Raw genomic sequence first — 24,196 nt, forward strand, 5'->3', positions numbered from 1 at the left:
TGAAAACTCTACACTTTTCTAAACTTTTCCTGTATTATGAAACCTTAAAAATAATATAAAAAAAGGTGTTTATTATGAAAGTAGCTAAATTTGGCGGAAGTTCCCTGTCTAACGCGGCACAAATTCAAAAGGTGTCGGCGATTGTTAAAAATGATAAAGATATAAAAACCATTATCGTCAGTGCACCGGGCAAACGGCATGATGAAGATATTAAAGTAACAGATATGCTTATTTCACTATGGCAAAGTAAAGTGTCGAATATCGGTACTGAAGACATATTATCGGACATACTAAAACGCTACGCATCTATTATTGAAGACTTGTCTATCGATCATTCGCTCATCGACGATTTCGAAAGTATTTTAAGAAATTATCTAGAGACGATACATGACCAGGCCCTCTTACTCGATGCACTAAAATCACGCGGAGAAGATTTCAACGCGCGCCTAATCAGCAACTATCTCAACACACTTGGTATTCATGCAAAATATGTATCGCCAAAAGAAGCCGGCATAACTGTCACAGATACACCTGCAAATGCACGGTTAATCCCTGAATCCTACGATGAAATCAATAAACTGAAAGACTACACTGAAGATGTGCTCGTTATTCCCGGATTTTACGGCATTGCAGAAAACGGCAATATCGTCACTTTTGCACGCGGCGGTTCCGACATTACCGGTGCTATTATCGCACGGGGGATTAAAGCAGATATTTACGAAAATTATACTGATGAATCCCATATATACGCAGCTCATCCAGGCATCATTGACGACCCGTACAAAATTGAAGAAATTACTTACCGTGAAATGCGTGAACTCGCATATGCCGGTTTCGGTATTTTCCACGATGAAGCATTGGAACCTTTATATCAGGAAAAAATTCCGGTCATGATCAGGAATACAAATGCACCGCATATTGAAGGCACTAAGATCGTGCCTGAAAGAACGCTCGATCCAAATGTTCCGGTCATCGGCTTCAGCTGTGATGAAGGCTTTACATCTATATCTCTCCACAAATATTTACTGAATAAAGAAATTGGTTTTACCCGCAGAATCCTTCAAATCCTTGAAGATTACAGAATCTCTTACGAGCATATGCCGTCTGGAATCGATGATATTTCAATCATTATGCGCAGCAGCCAGTTCGACAATAATGATTCACTCGATAAAATTATCGAAGAAATCAACACGCAGCTGCAGCCTGAATGGATTGAAGTTGAAGAAGATTTAAGCCTGCTCTTTATAGTTGGACTCGGTATGGCCCGCCAGGTCGGTACCGTCAGCCGTGTGACAGGCGCACTGGCTGAGGAAAAAGTGAATATCAGAATGATGAATCAGGGTTCAACTGAGTACAGCATGATGTTTGCAATTAAAACTGAAGATCATGTTCCTGCGATCAAAGCTTTATTTAAACAGTTTTTCTAAGTAATTATGCTTTAACATAGACGGATTGAACTCTATAATGGAATATGTATATAAATTTTAGGAGTGACCGGCTATGAGCCTTCAGACACGGGTAAAATATATTAACCGCTACCGGGAAATTGCGATGCAGTTTTCAAAAAGCGGACTCGGCTTCATCATTGAAGAAATCGGTTTAGACCGGGTACTTTCCCTGCCTAAACGTATTCTTCTCCGCCAGCAGAACGATGAATATCTGGAAAAAACGTATGCCGAGAGAATACGGATTTTTATCGAAGAAATGGGCACGACTTTTATTAAACTTGGACAGATTGCTTCCACACGTGCTGATTTACTGCCGCCGGATTTAATCAATGAACTGGAAAAACTTCAAAGTCATGTTTCTCCTTTTCCAGCGTCAGATGCACGCGCCCTGATCGAAGAATCACTGGAAGCGGATATCGATGATATTTTTATGATTTTTGACGATGTGCCAGTCGGCTCAGCATCTATCGGCCAGGTTCACCGGGCTATGCTCCATACCGGCGAAGATGTCGCAGTTAAAGTACAACGTCCGAACATTGAAAAAACTGTCCGGACCGACCTTGAAATACTCCGTCACCTCGCTTTGCTTGCGGAAGCCAATCTCGAATGGGCCCGTAACTATCAAGTGACCGATATGATCGATGAGTTTTCAGATGCCCTGATTAACGAACTGGATTACACGATCGAAGCTCGAAATGTTGAGCGTATCGGTAAAACTCACCGCAATGATAAAAAGGTAAAAATACCTGAAATATATTGGGATTATTCTTCTAAAAATGTCATGGTCATGGACTTTATAAAGGGTACACCAGTTAACCAGCTGAAAAAACTGGATGAACTCGGCATTAACAGAAGCATGGTCGCAGATACGTTAGCGCGTTCTATTTTTAAACAAATTTTTGAAGAAGGCTACTTCCACGGAGATCCGCATCCAGGCAATGTCAATGTACTCGATGACGGCACTGTCGTCTTTTTAGACTTTGGCATGGTTGGCCGGCTGACCAGTGATCTTAAAAATAACTTTGGTTCACTGCTGATTTCCCTAATGAAACATGATTCAGATGGTGTCGTTAAATCCATTGTAAAAATGGGTGTTGTTCCGGCTGACGTATCCATACGCGATCTTAACCGCGAGGCAGAAATTATGCGGGATAAGTATTACGATGTTCCGCTCGCCAAACTTAATTTCAGCGATGCAGTGAACGATTTATTTGGCATTTCCAATAAATATAAAATTAAACTGCCGCAGGATTTTACAATACTGGCAAAAACCCTGCTGACACTTGAAAGTGTCGTCAGCCAGCTCGATCCGGATTTCAGTATTATGGATGTTGCCGAACCTTTTGGCAAAGCGCTCCTCTTAGAACGCTACAATCCAAAAAACCTGCTGAATTTCCAAATCGATGAAGTACAGCAGCTCGGCAGCGAACTGAGAGAAGTCACAGAAAATGTCCATACTTTCTCTAAAGGATTAAGAAATCAAAATCTGCCGATAGAAATTGATGTTAAAGGACGCTCAGAATTTTCCAAACACTTGGACAGAGTCATTAACAGGCTGTCCTTCAGTATTGTTTTACTCGCCTTCAGTATAGTCATGGTCGGCTTAATCGTCGGCTCAGCTATTTTAGGTGAAGGCAGTATTATATTCAGAATACCAATTATTGAAATCGCAGCAATCTTCGCAATGGGCATGTTTGTTTGGCTGCTCTGGTCCATTGTTAAATCCGGCCGGTTTTAAATATTTAACAGAAAAAAACCGTACGTCTGACTCCCTGAATAATCGGGAAGCCAGCGTACGGATTTTATCTTATATATAGAACATATAGCCGTCGAATTCATCGGTATCATTGTCTACAATATCATGTAGTGTCGTATGATCCAGTACATCATTCACAGCATCTCTGACACGTTTCCACAGAAAACTTTCATTTTTAGTTTCCTGATTGTCAGCATCGACGATCATAATATTTTCCTCAACTGCACTGAAAACCTGACCGACAGTAATCTCATCCGGAGCATAGTTCAGCTCATAACCGCCGTAAGCCCCTCTTGTGCTCTTAACCAGTCCGTCTTTTTTTAAATTCGCAACGATTTGCTCTAAATACAAATCACTGATATCGCGCTCTGTTGCGACAGATTTAACACTCCGCTTTTTAACACCGTAATCTTTCGCCAGTGTCAGCATAAAATATAAACCGTATCTTCCGCGAGTGGATATTTTCATTGTTACACCTCAATAATTTTAGTTCATATGTTTTTTATATTATAATTAAATATAACATATCTTTTAAAATAAGGTGAATAACTATGAATAAACAACCATTAAGTTACCGCATGAGGCCCGAATCGATTGACGAAGTGCTCGGACAGCAGCATCTCGTTGGTAAAGGCGGCATTATCAGACGGATGGTCGACGCGAAAAGACTGTCTTCAATGATACTTTACGGTCCGCCGGGTATTGGCAAGACGAGTATTGCCAGTGCGATAGCAGGATCAACACAATATAAATTTCGTACGCTGAACGCAGTAACAGATACGAAAAAAGATATGCAGATAGTGGCAGAAGAAGGTAAGATGAGCGGCAGTGTAATCTTACTCCTCGACGAAATTCATCGTCTTGATAAGGCGAAGCAGGATTTCCTGCTGCCCCATCTTGAAAAAGGCACCATTATTTTAATCGGTGCAACAACATCCAACCCATACCATGCCATTAATCCGGCCATTCGCTCCAGGACGCAGATTTTCGAATTGGAGCCGCTGGATACTGAAGATATCAAAGCAGCAGTCCACCGTGCTTTAGAAGATAAAGAACGCGGCCTCGGTGACATGGATATTAAAATCGATGAAGAAGCCGTGGAACACTTTGTCAGTTCAGCTCACGGTGATGTCAGAAGTGCATTAAATGCCCTCGAACTCGCTGCTTTAAGTACAGAAAAAGATGACAGCGGAACGGTAAATATCAGTTTGCAGGATGCACTCGACTGCATGCAGAAATCCGCTTTCTTACACGATAAAGACGGAGACATGCACTACGACGTCATGAGCGGTCTGCAAAAATCAATCCGCGGCAGCGATGTCGATGCCTCACTTCACTATCTGGCCCGATTGATTGAAGCCGGAGATCTTGTGACAATTGCCAGAAGGCTTTTAGTCATCAGTTATGAAGATATATCACTCGCTAATCCGAACATCGCATCCCGCACACTCGATGCAATTATCAGCGCAGAAAGACTCGGATTTCCTGAAGCTCGAATTCCTTTATCCCAGGCAGTCATAGAACTGGCGCTGTCACCAAAATCCAATACAGCGATTTCCAGTATAGACAGTGCATTGTCGGACGTCAGAAAAGGACGCGGCAGCGCTATGCCTAGACACCTGCGCGACGGTCATTACAAAGGCGCCAAAGAACTCGGCAACGCAGTCGGTTACAAATTCCCGCACAATTATCCAAATCACGTTGTCGCCCAGCAATATCTGCCGGACAGTCTAATCGATAAACGTTACTTTAAAGACGACGGTATCAGTAAATACGAAGCATCATTAAGTGAAATTTACCATAACTTAAAGAAAATGAATAAAGACAGTAATTATGGTCGAAAAAAATAATTGCTTTGTGATAGGTATAGCCCGCCAATTTTGGCGGGTGTTTTTGATTTTTGGAGATATCGATTTTGGTACACTGTCAGTCAAATCAGTTTGAATGACACTGTCGGATCAAAATGACGGGAATTGACTTAGTTTATCCTTAAATCTTGGTACACCGTCAGTCAAATCACTTTGAATGACACTGTCGGACCAAAATACTGGAAATGAACTTAGTTTATCCTCAAATCTTGGTACACTGTCAGTCAAATCACTTTGAATGACACTGTCGGACCACCCGAAACCCAAAGCGCCCTACTGACTCGCTTATCGCAAGTCAGTCGCTCAAACATAATTTTTCATCCGCCCTATGTAAGCCAGAGCCCAAAAACCCACAAAAAAATAGCCATCAAGTAAACTTGATGACTACCGAAATACCCAACTTAAGCCGTGTGTTATAGTTGATTATTTTGGCCTGCTATTTGCAGGTGGGTGCCCTGTTTCCGACTCCAAACGTCCTACAACATACATAGGCATGTTTTTCGAAGGAAAACCTATTAAGCTCCCGATAAAAAAAGTGTTAGGTCAAAATATAATTCAACACATCACGAACTCTTCAGGAATTTCTATTAATATTATAATACCACATTTTTTCTAGAAGTAAAACAAAAAGCTTGAAAGCGCTTTAAAACACTTGGCAAATATCGATGTGACAGTTTTCGCAATTGATCAGATGGCGAAGTTTTTCGATATTATGAATGGTAATAATTTTTTGCTGAACTGAAATAATCCCCTCTTTTTTCAGTTCACCCAGCAGCCTGCTGACGACTTCTCTTGAAGTGCCGCACATCAGACCGAGTTCTTGATTGGTAATCTTTACCGAAATTCGCACACCTTCCGGCACGGTTTCCCCAAATGAGTTAGACATTCTGATTAAATTTGAACACACAGCGCCAAGCTTGCCGTACATCACGCTGTCGCGCATTTTAGTCATCGCACGCTGACGGTCAATTTCCATCCACTGCATCCACTCGTTTTTTATCAGCTCATCTTCAAGAATCATCGACTCAAATGATTTTTGCGGCAGGCGCACTACAACAGCATCGGTCTTTGCCTTGGCTGAGGCTGCATGTGTTTTCGGTCCGCAAAACAGAGTCACCGCACCGAATATTCCATTTTCATCGAGCAGGTTCGTTGCCAGCTCTATGCCTTCTGACTGCATTCTGCTGATAAAAACCTGACCGCTTTTTACTGTGTATATATAATCTGTCGGATCTCCCGGATGGTATATGTATTCACCCTTCTTCATGCTGATTATATTACCTTTTTCTTTGATTAAACCAATCAGACGTTCAGGATAAAATATAGTGTTTTCAGTCATAATTATCCCTCCATTATTTAATTAAATTTTATCACAAAATGTGATATTTATCACTTTTTTAAAAATGAAAGTATTTTACAATTTACCTATAGAAAACGTAAAAGAAGGTGAAAACATGACTGAGAAAAAGGACAGAAACGAAGAAGAAAAACAGCATCATGATGCGGATGATCATCATAAGCTGGACTTGCGCGGCACCTTTATGATGGTTATGACAATTGGCGGACTAATGGTTTTAAGCTGGTTCGCAGTATTTATATTATTTATGGAAAGGATGTAAGGTGAAACGATATGCATAAATTCGAGAAAATCTGGCTTTCTGCCGGAACAGCGTCTCTAGCTATATTTTTAATTATTATCGGTATTTCAGCTGTTCACGGCGGCCACACACCTGCTGCAAGCGGCATTGAAACAATTAATCCGGAACACGTTCGCGATGATGCCCGTTTTAAAGAACCCGGCTTAAAAGAATCAGCTGACGATGACTACGATTATGATTTGTACTTCGTTGCCAGTGCATTTATGTACGAACCTGGAGAAGTTGAAATCCCCTCTGGTTCAACAGTAAAAATTCATGTAACGAGCCCAGATGTGGTTCACGGTTTCCAAGTGGTCGGCACTAACATTAACATGATTGCCGAACCTGGTTTAATCTCTACATATGAAATGACATTCGATGAACCCGGCGAACATCTAATTGTTTGTAATGAATATTGCGGTGTCGGCCATACGGATATGACTTCTATGATTAATGTTGTTGCAGGAGGTGCTGACAATGAGTAACTACACTGGTGAAGAAATTTTCTCAAGTAAAACTAAAGTTGATAAAAGAGATGGCAAACTCGTTCTTGCCAACATGGCCTGGGTGGCATTCGCACTCATTATCGGCGGTACTGCGGGTCTACTTCAGACGCTCGTCCGCTCTGGACAATTCGAACTGCCGTTTGGCATCGGCTATTACCAGCTGTTAACACTGCACGGTGTCGTATTAGCGCTGGTAATGACTTTCTTCTTCATTATGGGATTCCAAATCGCAGCCTTATCCAGAACTGCTGGTGCGTTTAGTAATACAGAGCGTCGTCTGGGCTGGATTGGATTTGCGGTAATGACTGCCGGTACTTTAATGTCGGCAACGATGATCGCGCTTAATGAAGCAAGTGTACTTTATACATTTTACGCTCCCCTGCAGGCTCATGTTATCCACTACATCGGTTTAGCACTTGTAATCATCGGTACATGGATTTCTGTTGCAGGACAGCTAATGAGATACTTCAGATGGAAAAAGGAAAATAAAGGACATAAGTCACCCCTGTTAAGCTACATGACGGCAATTAACAATGTCATGTGGATTGTTTGTACAATCGGTGTGGCAGCGACCGTCTTATTCCAGTTTATTCCATGGTCCCTCGGCTGGGTCGACACGATAAACATCACCTTAAGCCGTACTTTATTCTGGTACTTCGGCCACCCGCTCGTTTACTTCTGGCTGCTGCCGGCCTATATGGTCTGGTACGTAGTTATTCCTAAAGTACTTGGCGGCCGCGGTTTTTCAGATAACTTAGCCCGTTTAGCATTCGTACTGTTTTTATTCTTCAGTATTCCTGTAGGTATTCACCACCAGCTTGTCGATCCCGGTATCGATGCGTTCTGGAAAGGACTGCAGGTTGTCTTAACCTTTATGGTTATCGTTCCGTCACTGATGACAGCTTTCAGTATGTTTGCAGTATTTGAGACTTACGGACGGTCACAGGGTGCGAAAGGACTCCTCGACTGGTTTAAGAAACTGCCTTGGACTGATGCGCGCTTTGTACTGGTCTTTATCGGCATGTTATTCTTCATTCCAGGCGGACTCGGAGGTATTATTAACGCATCAGGTCAAATGAACCAGGTGATACATAACACGATATGGGTGGTGGGTCACTTCCACATTACTGTTGGTGCACCTGTTATTCTGACTTACTTTGCAGCAATGCTGTTTCTGCTTCCGCATATTACAGGAAGAAAAATTGATAAAATTGCGAACAGACTCGGATTATTCCTCGCTTATACTTGGGCATTCGGCATGGGTATTATGTCATTTGCAATGCACTGGGCAGGTCTTCGCGGTGCACCGAGACGCTCACAGTACTCAGAATACGGCGGAGCTGAAATTGCAAACGAATGGATCACATATCAAGTGATGCAGGCTGTCGGCGGATCCTTCCTGCTGATTGCAATTATTATAGCGATTCTCATGTTCTTAAAACTGATTACAGGACCGAAGGCAGACCAAGCTGAAGAGTTCCCTGTAGCAAGATTCATGGATCAGGATGCACCACTCTTAAAATGGGTTGAAAACTGGCGCTTACTGATTATCATTACTATATTCCTGATTTTAATTGCCTATACAGTACCGATCACTCAAATGTTTACAGAAAACATTCCTGGTGCCAAAGGCTTTAAACTCTGGTAAATTCAAAGAAAAAACACTGGTTTTATACCAGTGTTTTTTCTTTGCTATTTTCTGTTTTTAACTTTTTTGCTTGAAAATAATTAATTACTAAATGAATGATCAGGGCAACAATTACAAAACCGATTCCTATACCGAACATATTCAGGAAGAAATATACAGGTTCGTTTAAATCATTCAGAAACGGCCTGTCTTCCGTATAGAAATAATTACTGCCGATTGCATTGTTTAACAGCTGCATACACGTTAAGTAAACAGCAAACGTGACTGCTGCCTGCAATGCTCCCCGAATTGACGGTACGAATCCGTTAATAAATGAACGGATAATGGGATAGATAATTATTAGGCTGTGGAGCATAAAGAATGAAATACCGAGCATGTGAATTGCCGGAGATATTCCGACAGGGTAAACAAATGATGCATATGCAAAAATTCCCCAATAAAAAATAACCTGATCCAGCCATGGTTTCCTAACAAAAAATTGGATGATGATTAAGTAACACACGACTCTGCAAATATGCAGCGGCAAGGAATCTGTTACAGTGAATTCACCAACAATAAAGTAGTAACTGGCACTAATAATGCGCTGGACAACAGCTACAATTAATATTCCAAGCATGACCTGCTTAGGGTATTCCTTAATCTGCTTACGAAATGTGAATACTGCAAACAAAATAACAGAAATACCGATAAGATACATCAAATGGTTCATATCTCCTATTTGTACCAGCGGTGCGTTTGGATCGAGAAATGACTGCATATGCGCCTCCTTGAATATAATAAATAAACTGAGATTGTTACAATCTCAGTTTACCTAATTTGCCTAGTCTTTTTCAACATCCAGGTCTATATGAAGTTCTTTTAATTGGTCTTTTGACACATCTGACGGTGCATCCATCATTAAGTCGCTTGCATTTTGTGTTTTAGGGAAGGCAATCACGTCTCTAATATTGTCGGATCCTGTTAAGAGCATCACAAAACGGTCGAGTCCGTAAGCAATGCCGCCGTGCGGCGGGGCACCATATTTAAAGGCTTCTATTAAGAAACCGAACTGGCTGTCGCGTTCTTCATCTGAAAATCCGAGTACTCTGAACATTCTTTCCTGCAATTCGGCGTCATTAATTCTTATCGAACCGCCGCCAAGCTCGTAGCCGTTCAAGACGATATCGTAAGCATTCGCCTTCACTTCATGTGGTGCAGACTCCAGCTTATCAATGTCTTCAGCTTTAGGTGAAGTAAATGGATGGTGCGCTGCGAAATAGCGGCCGAGTTCTTCGTCGTATTCAAACAGCGGCCAATCCGTTACCCAAATAAAGTTGAACTGTCCTTTATCAATTAAGTTTAAGTCCTTAGCCAATTTATTGCGGAGGTTACCAAGTGAAGCGTGAACAACTGAATCTTTATCTGCTGCAAATAAAATTAAATCGTTTGCTTCCAGAGTCAGCAATTCGCTTAATTCGGATTTTTTATCTTCGTCGAAGAATTTGGCAATCGGTCCCTGCAGTCCTTCTTCATTCATCTTCATCCATGCCAGGCCTTTGGCACCGTAATTTTTAACGAATGCTTCCAGTTTATCTATATCCTTACGCGAGTAATCTGAAGCAGCATCTTTAACGACGATAGCTTTAACAGATCCGCCTGATTCTACCGCAGATTTAAATACTTTAAAATCAACGGATTCACTGAAGGCAGTTAAATCCTGCAGCTCCATGCCAAAACGTGTATCCGGTTTATCTACACCGTAACGCGCCATAGCATCATCAAAAGTAATACGCGGGAACGGCGCAGGTATATCGAGCCCTTTAACAGTTTTCATAACATGCTGGATTAAACGTTCGTTCATCTCGATAATATCTTCCTGATCGGTAAACGATTTTTCTATATCAATTTGTGTAAATTCCGGCTGTCTGTCTGCACGCAGGTCCTCGTCGCGGAAACATTTAACAATCTGGTAATAGCGCTCCATGCCTGACAGCATTAACAGCTGCTTGTAGATTTGCGGAGACTGAGGCAGTGCGTAAAATTCACCCGGGTGTACACGTGACGGCACTAAGTAATCACGGGCACCTTCCGGCGTAGATTTAGACAGCACCGGTGTTTCAATATCCATAAAGTCCTCTTCTGCTAAAAAGTCTCTGACTGCTTTATTAATCACTGAACGAGTTTTTAAAATATTTTGCAGTTTAGGACGGCGCAAGTCAATATAGCGGTATTTCAGACGCGTATCTTCGTTAATATTATCGTCACTTACTTGAAACGGCGGTGTTTTCGCTTTTGATAATATTTCAATATGTTCAGCGTATACTTCTATTTCACCGGAGGCAATATTTTTATTTACCTGTTTCTCATCACGCTGTTTAACAGTCCCTTGTATATCGACAACGAACTCCGTACGGATCTTATCGGCAACAGTTAACGCTTCTTTTGAAACATCCGGATTAAAGACGACTTGGATCAATCCTTTTTTATCTCTTAAATCGATAAAAATCAGTCCGCCTAAATCTCTGCGTTTTTGAACCCAGCCCTGCAGCCTTACAGTCTCTTCTTTTTTATTTATTGTGACTTCATTTGAATATATACGTTTCATTTATATTTCCTCCATTGTGGAAATCATTTCTTCGAATGATAACTTTTTCGTTTCGCCTGTTTGCATATTTTTAAGATCAGCTGACTGGTTTTGTATTTCATCTTCACCCAGCACAATTGTATACCGTGCATTTTTTCTGTCAGCATCTTTCATCTGTGCTTTAAGTTTACGGTTTTCATAGTCCATATCTGCACTGATACCGCGGTTTCTTAATTTGTGGAGCAGTGTACCGGCCAAATCGCGCGCTTCATCTGTCATTGTGCAGACATATAAATCAAGCCCTTTTTCATTGGGGATGTCTATCCCTTCAGCTTCCAAAGCTAATATTAATCTTTCAATGCTGAGTGCAAAACCAATACCTGTTTTATCCGGACCGTCCATCATTTCTAACAGGCCGTTGTAACGTCCGCCGCCGCACAATGTTGTAATGGCACCAAATCCGTCAGCATTGCTCATCAGTTCAAACGCTGTGTGCGTGTAGTAGTCGAGGCCGCGTACAAGATTGTAGTCGACTGCGTAAGCAATATTTAAATCATCGAGTTTTGCTTTGACTGTTTCAAAGTAATTTTTAGACTCATCATTTAAATAGTCATACATGCGCGGGGCATTTTTAACCAGTTCATGGTCTCTGTCTTTTTTACAATCCAAAATACGCATTGGATTCGTGTGAATACGAGATTGGCAGTCCGAGCAAAATTCACCGATTCTCGGAGAGAAATGCTCAACAAGTGCCTTATTGTATTCATTGCGGCTTTCCATATCACCGATTGAATTGATCACCAGCTTAAGATTTTTCAAGCCGAACGACTGATAAATATGCATCAGCATGCTTAGAATTTCTACGTCGATCAGCGGATCTTCAACACCAATTGCCTCTACGCCGAACTGTACAAATTGACGATATCGGCCTTTTTGTTTACGTTCATAACGGAACATCGGTGCTACATAAAATAACTTAACCGGCTGTTCCACATTGTGCTGCATTTTATTTTCAATATAGCTGCGGGCTACCGGTGCAGTTCCTTCCGGACGCAGTGTTAAGCTGCGGTCCCCTTTATCCTGAAATGTATACATTTCTTTATTTACGATATCCGTTGAGCCGCCCACTGCTCTGACAAACAGATCAGTTGATTCGAACATCGGTGTGCGGATTTCATCGTAGTTATAATTTTTCGCAATTTCTTGAAGTTTTTTCTCGATAAACTGCCACTTATATGACTCTTTCGGCAGTATATCCTGTGTGCCTCTCGGTACCTGTATCATAATATCACTCCTGGATTAAATTTTTGAAATTAAAAAAACCTTATACCGAAAACGGTATAAGGGACGAAATGGTCGTGGTGCCACCCTAAGTTCAGCACGAAAACGTGCACTCTATTACAGATAACGGCTGTCACCGCTGTATAAACAGTTCCTGTTGCGAAGTGTCGGCAAATATCTTTTAAAGCATTCACTTTCAGCCCCGGGTGAATGTCTCTGTGTCTTTTTATAGATATCCTCTTCGCTTTGGAATTAATTATTTAGTTGAATTATTCTCTTTATAATAGTCAGATTGCTTCGCTTTGTCAAGCTAACGGCTTAAATAACTGTTGATTCCTTCGGTAATTGCTGTCACCATTTCATCCTGATAATCTTCCTGATTTAAAATATAATCGTCAAACTCATTGCTTAAATATCCGAGTTCAATCAGTACACCTGGGTAGTCCAGCTGCCAGACGACCTGATACTGCATTACCTGATTGCCCCGGTTATACAATAAAGAGTGTTCATCGAGCGCTGCATTCAAATGCTGGCCGAATGCTTCCTGGTTTGGATAGGTATAAAAGGTCGTGAAACCGGATATTGCTGGATCGTCAAAAGCATCACTATGCAGACTGATAAACAAATCCGCTTCAACTTTACGGTCATCGAGACTTACCGTATCATTCTCCCCGCGGGTCATAATGACTTCTGCACCGCTGTCTGTCAATTTTTCTTTCAGCTTAGATGCAATAGAGTAAACGACCTCGTCCTCATTTTCACCATACTGACTCGGTGCCCCTGGATCGCTGCCGCCGTGTCCGGGATCCAGAGCAATCGTCGTCCCGCTGAAATCATAACTTACTTGATCATTCTGTGAAAAATCCATCGTAATCAATTCTTCAGGCTCATGTATAACGGCTTTATAAAAGTATACTGCCAGTAAAACGATACCGAGTGCAATAATGATAAAAAAGAGCGGCTTAACGTACAGATGCTTTTTATACTTCAGGAAATTTCCGATTGCATTCAGAGTGTTTTTGAGAATTGATTTAATTGAATCCATTAGATAATTTTACCGCCCTCGGCCTCGTAAATAATAGTAATCGGCCCGTCATTTGTCAGTCTGACATCCATATGCTCGCCGAAGAATCCCTCTTTAACTACGATATCTTCGCTTCTCAGCGCCTCATTAAACACTTTGTACAGCACTCTCGCATCATCTCCTGCTGCAGCTTCGGTAAAGCTTGGACGATTTCCTTTTAAAGTTGACGCATACAGAGTAAACTGCGATACGCTTAAAATTTCTCCGCCGACTTCTTTAATCGATAAATTAATCTTGCCGTCTTTATCTTCAAAAATTCTTGCATTGGCAATCTTTTTAGCCAGCACCCTAGCATCATCTTCAGTCGATGTTTTGCTGACACCGACTAATAAACAGTAGCCGTCGTTAATTTCATTGTACATTTCGTTATTGGCAACCAGTGCATGAGAAACTTTCTGTAATATAATTTTCATGTTTTCCCCTCACTTAAATACGCGTTCAACGCTGTATATGTCTTTCAGCTGTTTAATTCTGTCAACTGTCCGGTGCAGTTCATGTTTGTTCGGCACCATAATCGATAAACTGACTTTGGCCAGTTTCGTTTCATCAGCCAGCCCGTTCACTCTAGTAATCGGCACTTTTAAACTCGCTACTAAATTTAAGATTTCATTGACTAAACCGTTTCGGTCGTAACCCGTAATTTCCAGATCCACCTGATAACGCTTGTCGACATTCTTATTGCCGACCCATTCGACGTCGATCAGGCGTTCTGTTTCATGAACGATATTCGGACAAGTTTTAACGTGAACTTTAACCCCATGTCCTTTAGTAATATAGCCGATAATATCATCGCCCGGAATCGGGTTGCAGCACTTGGATAAATTAATCAGCATATTATCCATACCCTCGACATAGACTCCGGATTCAGTCGTAATATCTTTATAATGATGAGTACGGTCTATCTCTTCTATTTGGTTGGATTGAATTTCCGCTTCTTTTTCTTTAATTTTTTCAAGCAGGCGGTTTGTCACTTGATTCACTGTCACTCCGCCGAAACCGATCATTGCAAAGAGATCATCTTCCTCCCGCAAATTATAACGGGCAAGCACGTTGCCGACATTATCGTCCTGAATGACATCATCGGGATTGTAGCCGCGGTTTTTAATTTCAAGCTCTACTGACTGGCGCCCTTTTTCTATATTCACTGCTCTGTCTTCTTTTTTAAAGAATGAGCGTATTTTATTTCTGGCGCTAGACGTTTTCACCATTTTAAGCCAGTCAATACTTGGTCCGTATGACTGCTTGCTGGTTCTAATTTCTAAAATATCTCCGGTTTCAAGAACGTGGTCAATCGGAACAATTTTACCGTTAACTTTAGCTCCGACCATCTTATTACCGACTTCTGAATGGACCTGATAGGCAAAATCAATAGGTATTGCACCCTGCGGCAGTTCAATAACATCACCATCCGGTGTGAAGACGTATACTTTATCGCTTAATAAATCAGTTTTTAACGCAGCCATAAATTCTTCGGCATCCGGATTGTCTGTTTCGTTGCCTACAATATCTTTAAACCAGTCCAGACGGGCATCGAGCGATGCTTTGTTTGCATCGACACCTTCTTTATATGCCCAGTGTGCCGCAACACCATGTTCTGCAATTTCGTGCATTTCATGCGTTCTGATTTGGATCTCTAGCGGATCCCCGTTCGGACCGACGACAGTCGTATGGAGCGACTGGTACATATTCGGTTTCGGCATCGCAATATAATCTTTAAATCTGCCCGGCATCGGGCGCCAGATCGTATGGATAATACCGAGTGCAGCATAGCAGTCACGAACGTCCTTTACGAGTACGCGAATTGCCAGCAGGTCAAAAATTTGTTCGAACTGCTTAGACTGCTTCTGCATCTTTTTGTAAATGCTGTATATATGTTTTGGACGGCCGGACAAACTGTGAGAGACTGAGCTGTCGTCCAATTCGAAATCAATTTTTTCAATCGCTTCCTGAATGACTACTTCACGCTCACTGCGTTTTTTCTTCATCAGGCTGACAATACGGAAATATTTACCCGGATCTATATATCTGAGTGCAGTATCTTCCAGTTCCCATTTAATACTGGAAATACCTAAACGATGGGCTAACGGTGCATAGATTTCGAGCGTTTCTTTTGAAATACGCACTTGTTTCTCTTCCGGCATCGCCTTCAGCGTTCGCATATTATGCAGTCTGTCTGCGAGCTTGACTAAGATCACCCGTATATCTTTTGCGATAGCGATAAAGAGCTTGCGGTGGTTTTCAGCCTGCTGCTCCTGATGGGAACGGTATTTAACTTTTTCTAGTTTCGTTACCCCGTCGACGATAATGGCTACTTCTTCATTGAACATGCCGATTAAATCATCGTAAGTATACTGTGTATCTTCAACGACATCGTGTAAAAATCCTGCCACGATTGTCGGTGCATCCAGTTTCAGTTCGGTTAGAATTCCAGCGACCTGCACAGGGTGTGCAATATAGGGCAGACCATTTTTACGAAACTGACCCTCGTGTGCTTCTTTCGCCAGCCCATACGCTTTTTTAATCATTTGCATATCACTGTCATCAAGATAGTCTCCGCACATTTTAAAAACATCTTCTGCTTCATAAGGGTATTCCTTATTCATGATCACACCACCCTTTTTAAAAAATTAGATAATAAAATAATAATACTACAAATATATGCCTAAAGAAACAGCGCCTATAGAAAAAAGCCTGTAATTACAGGCTTTTCTTAGCTTTCATAAGTGATAAGAGAAATTGTATCATAACCTTCCAGCAATTCCATTCCATTTAAGTATTCCAGTTCAATCAGGAATGCAATTCCAGCAACAATGCCGCCCATCGCTTCGATTAATTTAATCGTTGCCATAATCGTTCCGCCTGTTGCAAGGAGGTCATCTGTAATCAGTACGCGCTGACCGGGTTTAATCGCATCCTTGTGCATAGTCAAGACGTTCGTACCGTATTCGAGATCATACTCAAATTCCAGCACTTCGCGCGGCAGCTTGCCTTTTTTACGTACCGGAGCAAAGCCGATACCCATACTGTAAGCGACCGGACAGCCGATGATAAATCCGCGAGCTTCAGGTCCAACGACGATATCGACATCTTTTTCTGCAGCATATTCCACAATTTGGTCAGTGGCATACTTATATGCTGGACCGTTATCCATAATTGTCGTAATGTCTTTAAAACTGACACCTTCTTTGGGCCAGTTTTCAACTTCTGATACATACTGTTTTAAATCCATAATATCCTCCAATTTACGTTGTAATTAAAGTACGTAAATAATCTTTCATATTTTGGCCGGAAGACATTTTTAGTTTGGCTTCGGCTTCAATTTTAGTCGTTAAGCGTTTTAAATATTGACTGTTTTCTATATTAATTCCGCTGTGAACTTCATCCTTATATACTATACCATTTTCAAGACGAATACGTGATAAATCTGCTAAAATATCGGTAATAATTTTTAAGTTCTTCATGGACGTGCCGATTTTTTTAGCCAGATAAGGTGCGTGAATCGTTAAATCAATTGAAGCATCTTTCGCATTCCTTATAATTTCATCGGTCTGTTCGATCAGCTGTTTAGATGGCAGGCCTTCGAAGAACAATTCATTTTTATCATTGAATATAACGATAATTTTTGAAGCCTGCAGCCCTTTCATCGTAATTTTTAAGTCTTCGAGATCATAAGGAATATCTCTTAAGACAACGGTATCTACTGCAATCGGCAGGCCTTCGCCATAAACGAAGTAATTTTCTTTGCCTTTGTTATCATCACTTGTAACGAATATATCATCTTTTGATATTTGAGTGAAATCCTGTTCATTTTTCGCCCGCATGTCGATAATCTGCAGGTCGTCAATTTTCGCATCCATCAGCACCATCTGCAAACTGCGCTTATGATTAAAATCATTAATATTTAAAGTGCCGATTAAACTGATTTTATCGCCCGGCTGCACTTCCTTATGGAGATAGCCGAATTTAAACCCGATGACATCAATCGCAATATCCTGCAGTGTGATTTTAATGTGTGACAGGTCTTTGCCGACCTGACGAATACTTTTAACTGTCTGATTGGCCATCATAAAAACGGGTGAATTAAAATCTTTGCCGAAGGGCTTTAATCGTTTAATCCGTTCGAAATCTTTCAGCGTTAAATTATCTGCGGTTATTTTATAGTCGATATACTGAACCGGCTTTAAATTCAAACCAAGGTTATTAAAATGCGCTGTCACTGTTTCTTTAAACTCTTCCATTGAATCCTCGTAAACTGTTATGCCTAATGCCTGGGAATGACCGCCTAATGAATCACAGAATTCCTTGTATTCTAAAAGCACACCGAGTAAATCCATACCTTCGACAGATCTTGCCGACCCTTTAAAGACGTCGAAATCACGAGTCATAACGATGGCCGGCTTGCCGTAGGCATCTACCAGCCTTGAAGCAACAATACCAAGAACACCCTGATGCCAGTCTTCACCTGCTACAATATTTATTTCGTTATCCACATTGACCTGACTTTTGGCTTCTTCGTATATTTCTTCAACCAGCGCTTTTCTTTCTGTATTTAAGCCTTCGATCTCTGAAGCAATCTCATAAGCCTTGTTTTCATCGTCCGCGAGCAACAGCTCGACACCGATAGAAGCTTCATCCATGCGCCCTGTTGCATTTAACCTCGGTGCAATGGTAAAACCGATAGTTTCCTCATCTATCACACCCGAATGACTGCTCATTTTTAATAATGATGATAGTCCCAATGGCAGACGGGCATTCAGCTCGCATAAGCCTTTAGTGACCAGACATTTATTTTCATCTGTCATAGAGACAATGTCAGCAACTGTACCGATGGCCACGTAGCCAAGGTATTCATCTTTAGCGAGATCCAGTGACTGGAGGACTTTATATGCCGTTCCCACACCCGCAAGAGCCTGGAATGGATAGGAAGATTCAGGAAACGCTGCATGAACAATAACCGCATCGGGTATTTCTTCCTGAAAAGCATGATGATCGATAATCACCACATCGATATCATTATCTTTCAGCAGCGCTATTTCATTGACTGCTGCGACACCATTATCCACAGTAATGACAAGGTCTGCGTTCCCCACGACTTCAAATTCAAAGAAATCGTAATTTGGTCCGTAGCCGTGCTCCATTCTGTTTGGGATAAAATAAAATACATTTTCATTTTGTGATTTCAAAGCATCGTATAAAATTGCTGTGCTTGTAATGCCGTCAGCATCATAATCACCATAAATTAAAATACGGGAGCCTTTTTCAAGATGTTTCTTTATCAGTGCTGCAGCATCATTAATTTGTGGCATGTACTGATAATTATATTCTGCAGGCGACATGATTTCATCAACTTTGCGCTGTGAAGTAAAGCCGCGATTTTCAAGGAGAGTTGCTTCTAAATGATTTAATTTATAATCTTTTTTAATTTCTTCACTCAATTGTTCCGTACGTTCTCTGACCTGCCATGTATATTTTGAAGTAAACATTATTATCACCTTTTTAAAAAACGCCCGGGAAAACCCGGACGTTTTAATTTACTGATTTTATACTACTACTTTATCATCATTTTTAGATTTTTCATCGTAAACAACAAGTTCTCCGCCCGATTTTCTCAGCTGTCTGCGTTTTAGAACGCCCCATAGCTGAATGGCAATGAAGAATGATGAATACACACCGCTGACTAAGCCGATTAAGAGCGCCAGTGAGAAGTTGAAAATCGATGTCGCACCAAACAGCACGAGCAATACGACAACGACGATGACAGTTAATACTGTATTAAGCGAACGAGTCGCCGTTTGTCTGAGTGACCGGTTGATAATAATATCAATCTCTTCTTCACTTCTAAGCACTTTAATTTTCCGGTTATTTTCACGGATTCTGTCGAGCGTTACAATCGTATCGTTTATAGAATAACCGACGACTGTAAGTACTGCAGCAATAATCGTAATATCCACTTCGATGCGGAAAATAGAAAATACTGCGAGTATCATAAATACGTCGTGCAGCAGTGCGATGACTGCAGGTACAGCCATCCGCCATTCAAATCGAATCGAAGCATAGATAATAATACCAATCGAAGCGATAATTAAAGCGATGATGGCATTTTGAACCAGTTCCTGACCGATAACCGGACTGACAGTGCTGACCATCGGCTCGCTGCCGTACAGTTCACTAAAGTGCGTCTGCATTGACGTCACTTCATCTTGAGATAAATCAGTACCGTATCTGGCAACGATTGTATTCTCGCCTGACATCGTCAGATTTTCCGGCGGGATACCGAGTTCAGTTAACTCTGTTTCAACTTCTTCTGTTGTTGCACTGCCGTCAGTCGCAATATCCGCCCGCGTACCGCTGGTAAAGTCGATACCGAGATTTAATTTAAATATGAAAAGGATAATGAGTCCGGCAGCGACAATGATACCGCTGAATGCGAAAAACTTATTTGCATGCTTAACGAAATCAAAGCGGTCCCACGGCGTCGTTAAATCTTCAATCTCCTTACCTTCGGAAATCTTGTAAGTATTTTTTTGTTTAACACCAAACAAGCCGATTTTACGATTAAAGTAATTTGATTTCACGATTAATGACATAATGACACGTGTTAAGAATACTGCGGTAACAAAGCTCATTAAAATTGATAAAAGAAGCATGGTCGCGAATCCTTTAACACTGCTCGTACCAAAAATAAACAGTACAATGGCTGCGATCAGCGTTGTTAAGTTGGCATCGACAATCGTCCATATAGAAGATGATGCCGCTTTTTTATAGGCGTGTTTTAACGTCCGTCCAATACGGAGTTCATCTTTTAGACGTTCATATAAAATAATATTAGCATCGACCGCCATGCCGACACCGAGAATTAAAGCGGCGATACCCGGCAGTGTCAGCACACCGCTGATTGCGTTAAAGCCGGCAATTGTCAAGTATATATACACAGTCAATGTAACAACTGCCACGAGTCCCGGCAGTCTGTAAAACACCAGCATAAATAGAAATACGAGTCCGACACCGATTAATCCTGCTGTGACTGTTTCATCCAGGGCCTCTTCACCAAACTGTGCACCGACAGAAGTCGAATACACTTCAGTCAGTTTCACAGGCAGCGAGCCTGAATTTAAGAGCGCAGAAATATTCTGTGCACGTTCGACACCTTCCTGGCCGTCAAAACCGCCTGATATCATAACATCCGTAGAATTTATAGGCTGAGAAACAGTTGGTGCCGATATAAATTTAGGATTTTCTTTTTGAACTTCTTCTCTGAATGAATCTTCACCCTCAGTGAAATCCATCCATATGACCATCAGGTTTTCACCGGCAGGTTTTTGAGAGATTTCTTCGGTCACTTCTCTGAACTTATCACTGTCTCTCAGTTCAAGGGATACCATTGCATTATTCATCTCATCAAAACCTTGTGATGCACCGCCCTGAACCAGGTCTTTACCTGATAAGAGAACGTTATCATCAACATCCCGAATCGTCAGCTCCGCCTGCGTACTTAACAGTTCACGGGCTTCCTGCTGATCATCGATGCCGGCAAGCTGGACTCTGATCCGGTTATTATCTTCAATTTGAATATTCGGCTCCGATACACCGAGCACGTTCACTCGTGAATCCAGTGTAGATGCCGTACTTTCGACGGCACTGTCATCGATCGTATCTCCTTCTTCAAGCGGTTCAACCTGGTAAAGAACTTCAAATCCGCCCTGCAGGTCGAGACCTAGATTTACATCTTTCAGTACATCTTTCAGCGTTAATCCGATTGCTGTAAACAATACAACAACTATCATAAGAGCAATTATTAATTTACTAGACTTCTTTTTCACGTTGCCACCTCTAATTTATACAATGTGTTAAGTATAACGCTAAAATTTATAAAGATAAATAAAAAAAAGCCGACATCAGCCGACTTAGATCATTGTATTATTTTACAACTTCTTTTAAAGCAATACGGTCAAATTTAAGTACTGCTGCTTCATCAGTGCGCAGGTACATGTGTTTCTGGTCAAAAGATTCAACCGTGCCGTGCATGCCACCGATTGTTATGACCTGATCGCCTTTTTGAAGTCCAGCCTGCATTTCCTGAACTTGCTTTTGTCTCTTTTGAGCCGGGCGAATCATTAAGAAGTACATAACTAAAACTAAAACGATAATCGGTGCTAAAGTTACGAGTAATTCCATTCTGCAATTTCCTCCTGCTTAGAAATTTTTCGGATTTTCTGTATTCAATCCGTAAGATTCGAAAAATGCTTCTTTAAAATCTAATAAATTATCATTTAAAATGGCAGTTCGAACATCTTCCATCAAGTTTAACAGAAAATACAAGTTATGATAAGTAGTAAGTCTTAATCCGAGAATCTCATTTGCTTTAAATAAATGTCTGAGGTAAGCCCGGGTATAATTTTTACAAGTATAGCAGTCACAATTTGGATCAAGCGGTGTGAAATCGCGCTCATATATTTTATTTTTAACGACGACACGTCCTTGTGATGTCATTGTCGTACCGTTTCTTGCAATACGAGTCGGCAGCACACAGTCGAACATATCGACACCTCTGATAACACCTTCGATTAATGCATCCGGAGAACCAATCCCCATTAAATATCTCGGTTTATCTTCAGGTAGCAACGGCACAGTTTCTTCCAGCACTCTGTACATGACGGGTTTCGGTTCACCGACAGATAAACCGCCGATTGAATATCCCGGGAAGTCCATAGACACTAAATCTTTGGCACTTTGCTCACGCAGGTCTTTATATTCACCGCCCTGGACGATGCCAAAAAGCGCCTGGTGTTTATCGTGTCCTTTTTTAATATGATGGTTTAAACCGCGTTCTGCCCAGCGCGTCGTACGCTCGACGGAATTTTTCACGTATTCGTGAGTCGACGGAATCGCAGCACACTCATCGAAACTCATCATAATATCAGAACCGAGATCATGCTGAATATCCATTGCGCCTTCTGGTCCTAAAAATAATTTAGAGCCGTCGAGGTGACTTCTAAAATGTACGCCGTCTTCTGTAATTTTTCGGCGGTGGCTTAAACTAAAGACCTGGAAGCCGCCGGAGTCAGTCAGAATCGGCTTATCCCAGTTCATAAATTTATGAAGCCCGCCGGCTTCTTTTATAATGTCATTGCCGGGCCGGAGCCATAAGTGATATGTGTTCGATAAAATAATCTGAGACCCGATATCCGCCAGCTCTTCCGGAGACATTGATTTAACCGTTGCAAGTGTTCCAACCGGCATGAAAATCGGTGTATCAATTACACCGTGCGGTGTATGCAGTTTACCGAGACGCGCACCGGTCTGCTTGCAGGTTTTAATATGCTCATAGCGAATTGCCATTATATTCACCTCTTGTAAATTTAAATTCTAATATAAAATCATCGCATCACCGAAGGAGAAGAATCGGTATTTAGATTCAACTGCGTGGGCGTATGCATTTAAAATATTCTCTCTTGAACTAAAGGCACTGACCAGCATAACGAGTGAAGATTTCGGCAAGTGGAAATTAGTAATTAAAACATCCACTGCTTTATATTCGAAGCCCGGATAGATAAAAATATCCGTAAAGCCTGAAGCTGCCTTAAATTCACCGTGGTCATGGATAATCGTTTCAAGTGTGCGTGTACTTGTCGTGCCGACACTGATAATTTTCTTACCGTCAGCTTTAGCTTGATTCAGCATGTCCGCAGCTTCAGCTGTCATAGTATAAAACTCACTGTGCATTTTATGGTCTTCAATAGTTTCCGCTGCGACCGGACGGAAGGTTCCAAGTCCGACGTGAAGCGTAATGTAAACAATATCGACACCTTTATTTTTTATTTCAGCAAGCAGTGTCTCAGTAAAGTGCAGCCCCGCTGTCGGTGCAGCAGCTGAGCCTGATTCGCGTGCAAAAACTGTCTGGTAACGGTCTTTATCGTCCAGCTTTTCTTTAATGTATGGCGGCAGCGGCATTTCACCGAGTTCATCCAGAACATTTTCTAAAATGCCGTCGTAAATTAATTCCATATGATGGATACCTTCATCGAATTTTTCAATACAAACAGCTTGAAGTTTACCTTCACCAAATACTACTTTAGTACCGGGACTCACCTTTTTTGATGGCCGGATTAAAACTTCATAGCCAGTGTCGATCGGTTTCAGCAGCAGCATTTCGATTTTAGCCCCTGTGTCTTCTTTAATGCCAAACAGTCTTGCCGGCAGGACTTTCGTGTCGTTCAAAACGAGCACATCTCCTGCTTCAAAATAATCTGCCACATCGTAAAAGTGTTTATCCGACAGCTCGCCTGTTTGTTTATTTACAGCGAGAAGCCTTGAATTTGTCCGTTCTTTCAACGGTGTCTGTGCGATCAAATTTTCAGGCAAGTGAAAATCAAATTCATCTAATTTCATGTGTGTCCTCCTAGTC

Annotated in this window: 20 protein-coding genes and 1 other RNA gene; 6 read left to right on the forward strand and 15 right to left on the reverse strand. The window is 41.5% G+C overall.

Annotated elements, in window-relative coordinates; all coding sequences use genetic code 11:
• The first annotated feature begins 74 nt into the window (after positions 1 to 74).
• Both IEU81_RS02835 and IEU81_RS02840 read left to right on the forward strand, forming a co-directional pair.
• Positions 75 to 1,427: an aspartate kinase gene (locus tag IEU81_RS02835; protein WP_186090181.1), complete on the forward strand. Its 1,353-nt coding sequence runs from the start codon at positions 75 to 77 to the stop codon at positions 1,425 to 1,427.
• A gap of 73 nt (positions 1,428 to 1,500) precedes the next feature.
• A complete protein-coding gene (locus IEU81_RS02840) occupies positions 1,501 to 3,186 on the forward strand; it encodes an ABC1 kinase family protein (protein ID WP_186090183.1) in 1,686 nt (561 codons plus the stop codon).
• A 69-nt stretch (positions 3,187 to 3,255) separates the two neighbouring features.
• Here the strand turns inward: IEU81_RS02840 and IEU81_RS02845 are convergent, their stop codons facing one another.
• On the reverse strand, positions 3,256 to 3,672 hold the full coding sequence (locus IEU81_RS02845; RefSeq protein WP_092599758.1) for an RrF2 family transcriptional regulator: 417 nt from the start codon (positions 3,670 to 3,672) through the stop codon (positions 3,256 to 3,258).
• A gap of 83 nt (positions 3,673 to 3,755) precedes the next feature.
• On the opposite strand from IEU81_RS02845, the gene IEU81_RS02850 reads away from it, so the two are divergent.
• The gene (locus IEU81_RS02850; RefSeq protein ID WP_092599760.1) at positions 3,756 to 5,054 is read left to right on the forward strand and encodes a replication-associated recombination protein A; all 1,299 of its coding nucleotides are present in this window, start codon (positions 3,756 to 3,758) and stop codon (positions 5,052 to 5,054) included.
• A gap of 407 nt (positions 5,055 to 5,461) precedes the next feature.
• Here the strand turns inward: IEU81_RS02850 and ssrS are convergent.
• Positions 5,462 to 5,656, reverse strand: a non-coding RNA gene (gene ssrS, locus IEU81_RS02855) — 6S RNA.
• Positions 5,657 to 5,715: 59 nt separating this feature from the next.
• Entirely contained in the window at positions 5,716 to 6,411 is a 696-nt protein-coding gene (locus IEU81_RS02860; RefSeq protein WP_092599763.1) for a Crp/Fnr family transcriptional regulator, read from the reverse strand.
• 64 nt (positions 6,412 to 6,475) lie between these two features.
• Here IEU81_RS02860 and IEU81_RS02865 point away from each other — a divergent pair, with 64 nt between their 5' ends.
• Genes IEU81_RS02865 through IEU81_RS02875 form a run of 3 tightly spaced genes read left to right on the forward strand, consistent with a single transcriptional unit; the run spans position 6,476 to position 8,863 of the window.
• Positions 6,476 to 6,691, forward strand: coding sequence for a hypothetical protein (locus IEU81_RS02865; protein ID WP_143016450.1), 216 nt, complete (start codon positions 6,476 to 6,478; stop codon positions 6,689 to 6,691).
• Between the two features lie 11 nt (positions 6,692 to 6,702).
• On the forward strand, positions 6,703 to 7,194 hold the full coding sequence (locus IEU81_RS02870) for a cupredoxin domain-containing protein (protein ID WP_092599766.1): 492 nt from the start codon (positions 6,703 to 6,705) through the stop codon (positions 7,192 to 7,194).
• On the forward strand, positions 7,187 to 8,863 hold the full coding sequence (locus tag IEU81_RS02875) for a b(o/a)3-type cytochrome-c oxidase subunit 1 (RefSeq protein WP_186090184.1): 1,677 nt from the start codon (positions 7,187 to 7,189) through the stop codon (positions 8,861 to 8,863). The genes IEU81_RS02870 and IEU81_RS02875 overlap by 8 nt, the downstream gene beginning before the upstream one ends.
• A 22-nt stretch (positions 8,864 to 8,885) precedes the next feature.
• On the opposite strand, the gene IEU81_RS02880 is transcribed toward IEU81_RS02875, so the two are convergent.
• The 12 genes from IEU81_RS02880 to queA all read right to left on the reverse strand — a co-directional run bounded on the left by IEU81_RS02880 (position 8,886) and on the right by queA (position 24,180).
• Positions 8,886 to 9,620, reverse strand: coding sequence for a YwaF family protein (locus IEU81_RS02880; protein WP_186090186.1), 735 nt, complete (start codon positions 9,618 to 9,620; stop codon positions 8,886 to 8,888).
• A 63-nt stretch (positions 9,621 to 9,683) separates the two neighbouring features.
• Positions 9,684 to 11,447, reverse strand: coding sequence for an aspartate--tRNA ligase (gene aspS, locus IEU81_RS02885; protein ID WP_186090188.1), 1,764 nt, complete (start codon positions 11,445 to 11,447; stop codon positions 9,684 to 9,686).
• Positions 11,448 to 12,710 carry a histidine--tRNA ligase gene (gene hisS, locus IEU81_RS02890; protein ID WP_231957154.1) on the reverse strand — a complete coding sequence of 421 codons (1,263 nt, stop codon included), beginning with the start codon at positions 12,708 to 12,710 and terminating at the stop codon, positions 11,448 to 11,450.
• A gap of 307 nt (positions 12,711 to 13,017) precedes the next feature.
• A complete protein-coding gene (locus IEU81_RS02895) occupies positions 13,018 to 13,752 on the reverse strand; it encodes an N-acetylmuramoyl-L-alanine amidase family protein (protein ID WP_092599778.1) in 735 nt (244 codons plus the stop codon).
• Entirely contained in the window at positions 13,752 to 14,204 is a 453-nt protein-coding gene (gene dtd, locus IEU81_RS02900; RefSeq protein ID WP_092599781.1) for a D-aminoacyl-tRNA deacylase, read from the reverse strand. The genes IEU81_RS02895 and dtd overlap by 1 nt, the downstream gene beginning before the upstream one ends.
• Before the next feature lie 9 nt (positions 14,205 to 14,213).
• Positions 14,214 to 16,394, reverse strand: coding sequence for a RelA/SpoT family protein (locus tag IEU81_RS02905; protein WP_186090190.1), 2,181 nt, complete (start codon positions 16,392 to 16,394; stop codon positions 14,214 to 14,216).
• A gap of 107 nt (positions 16,395 to 16,501) precedes the next feature.
• Entirely contained in the window at positions 16,502 to 17,020 is a 519-nt protein-coding gene (locus IEU81_RS02910; protein WP_186090192.1) for an adenine phosphoribosyltransferase, read from the reverse strand.
• 13 nt (positions 17,021 to 17,033) lie between these two features.
• Positions 17,034 to 19,274 carry a single-stranded-DNA-specific exonuclease RecJ gene (gene recJ, locus IEU81_RS02915; RefSeq protein ID WP_186090194.1) on the reverse strand — a complete coding sequence of 747 codons (2,241 nt, stop codon included), beginning with the start codon at positions 19,272 to 19,274 and terminating at the stop codon, positions 17,034 to 17,036.
• Positions 19,275 to 19,331: 57 nt separating this feature from the next.
• Positions 19,332 to 21,611: a protein translocase subunit SecDF gene (secDF, locus tag IEU81_RS02920; protein ID WP_186090195.1), complete on the reverse strand. Its 2,280-nt coding sequence runs from the start codon at positions 21,609 to 21,611 to the stop codon at positions 19,332 to 19,334.
• A 97-nt stretch (positions 21,612 to 21,708) separates the two neighbouring features.
• Positions 21,709 to 21,966 carry a preprotein translocase subunit YajC gene (yajC, locus tag IEU81_RS02925; protein WP_092599796.1) on the reverse strand — a complete coding sequence of 86 codons (258 nt, stop codon included), beginning with the start codon at positions 21,964 to 21,966 and terminating at the stop codon, positions 21,709 to 21,711.
• A gap of 18 nt (positions 21,967 to 21,984) precedes the next feature.
• Positions 21,985 to 23,133: a tRNA guanosine(34) transglycosylase Tgt gene (gene tgt / locus IEU81_RS02930; protein ID WP_208454709.1), complete on the reverse strand. Its 1,149-nt coding sequence runs from the start codon at positions 23,131 to 23,133 to the stop codon at positions 21,985 to 21,987.
• 24 nt (positions 23,134 to 23,157) lie between these two features.
• Positions 23,158 to 24,180 carry a tRNA preQ1(34) S-adenosylmethionine ribosyltransferase-isomerase QueA gene (gene queA / locus IEU81_RS02935; RefSeq protein ID WP_186090197.1) on the reverse strand — a complete coding sequence of 341 codons (1,023 nt, stop codon included), beginning with the start codon at positions 24,178 to 24,180 and terminating at the stop codon, positions 23,158 to 23,160.
• Positions 24,181 to 24,196 lie beyond the last annotated feature (16 nt).

This window comes from Jeotgalicoccus aerolatus, assembly GCF_014635205.1.
Lineage (GTDB): Bacteria > Bacillota > Bacilli > Staphylococcales > Salinicoccaceae > Jeotgalicoccus > Jeotgalicoccus aerolatus.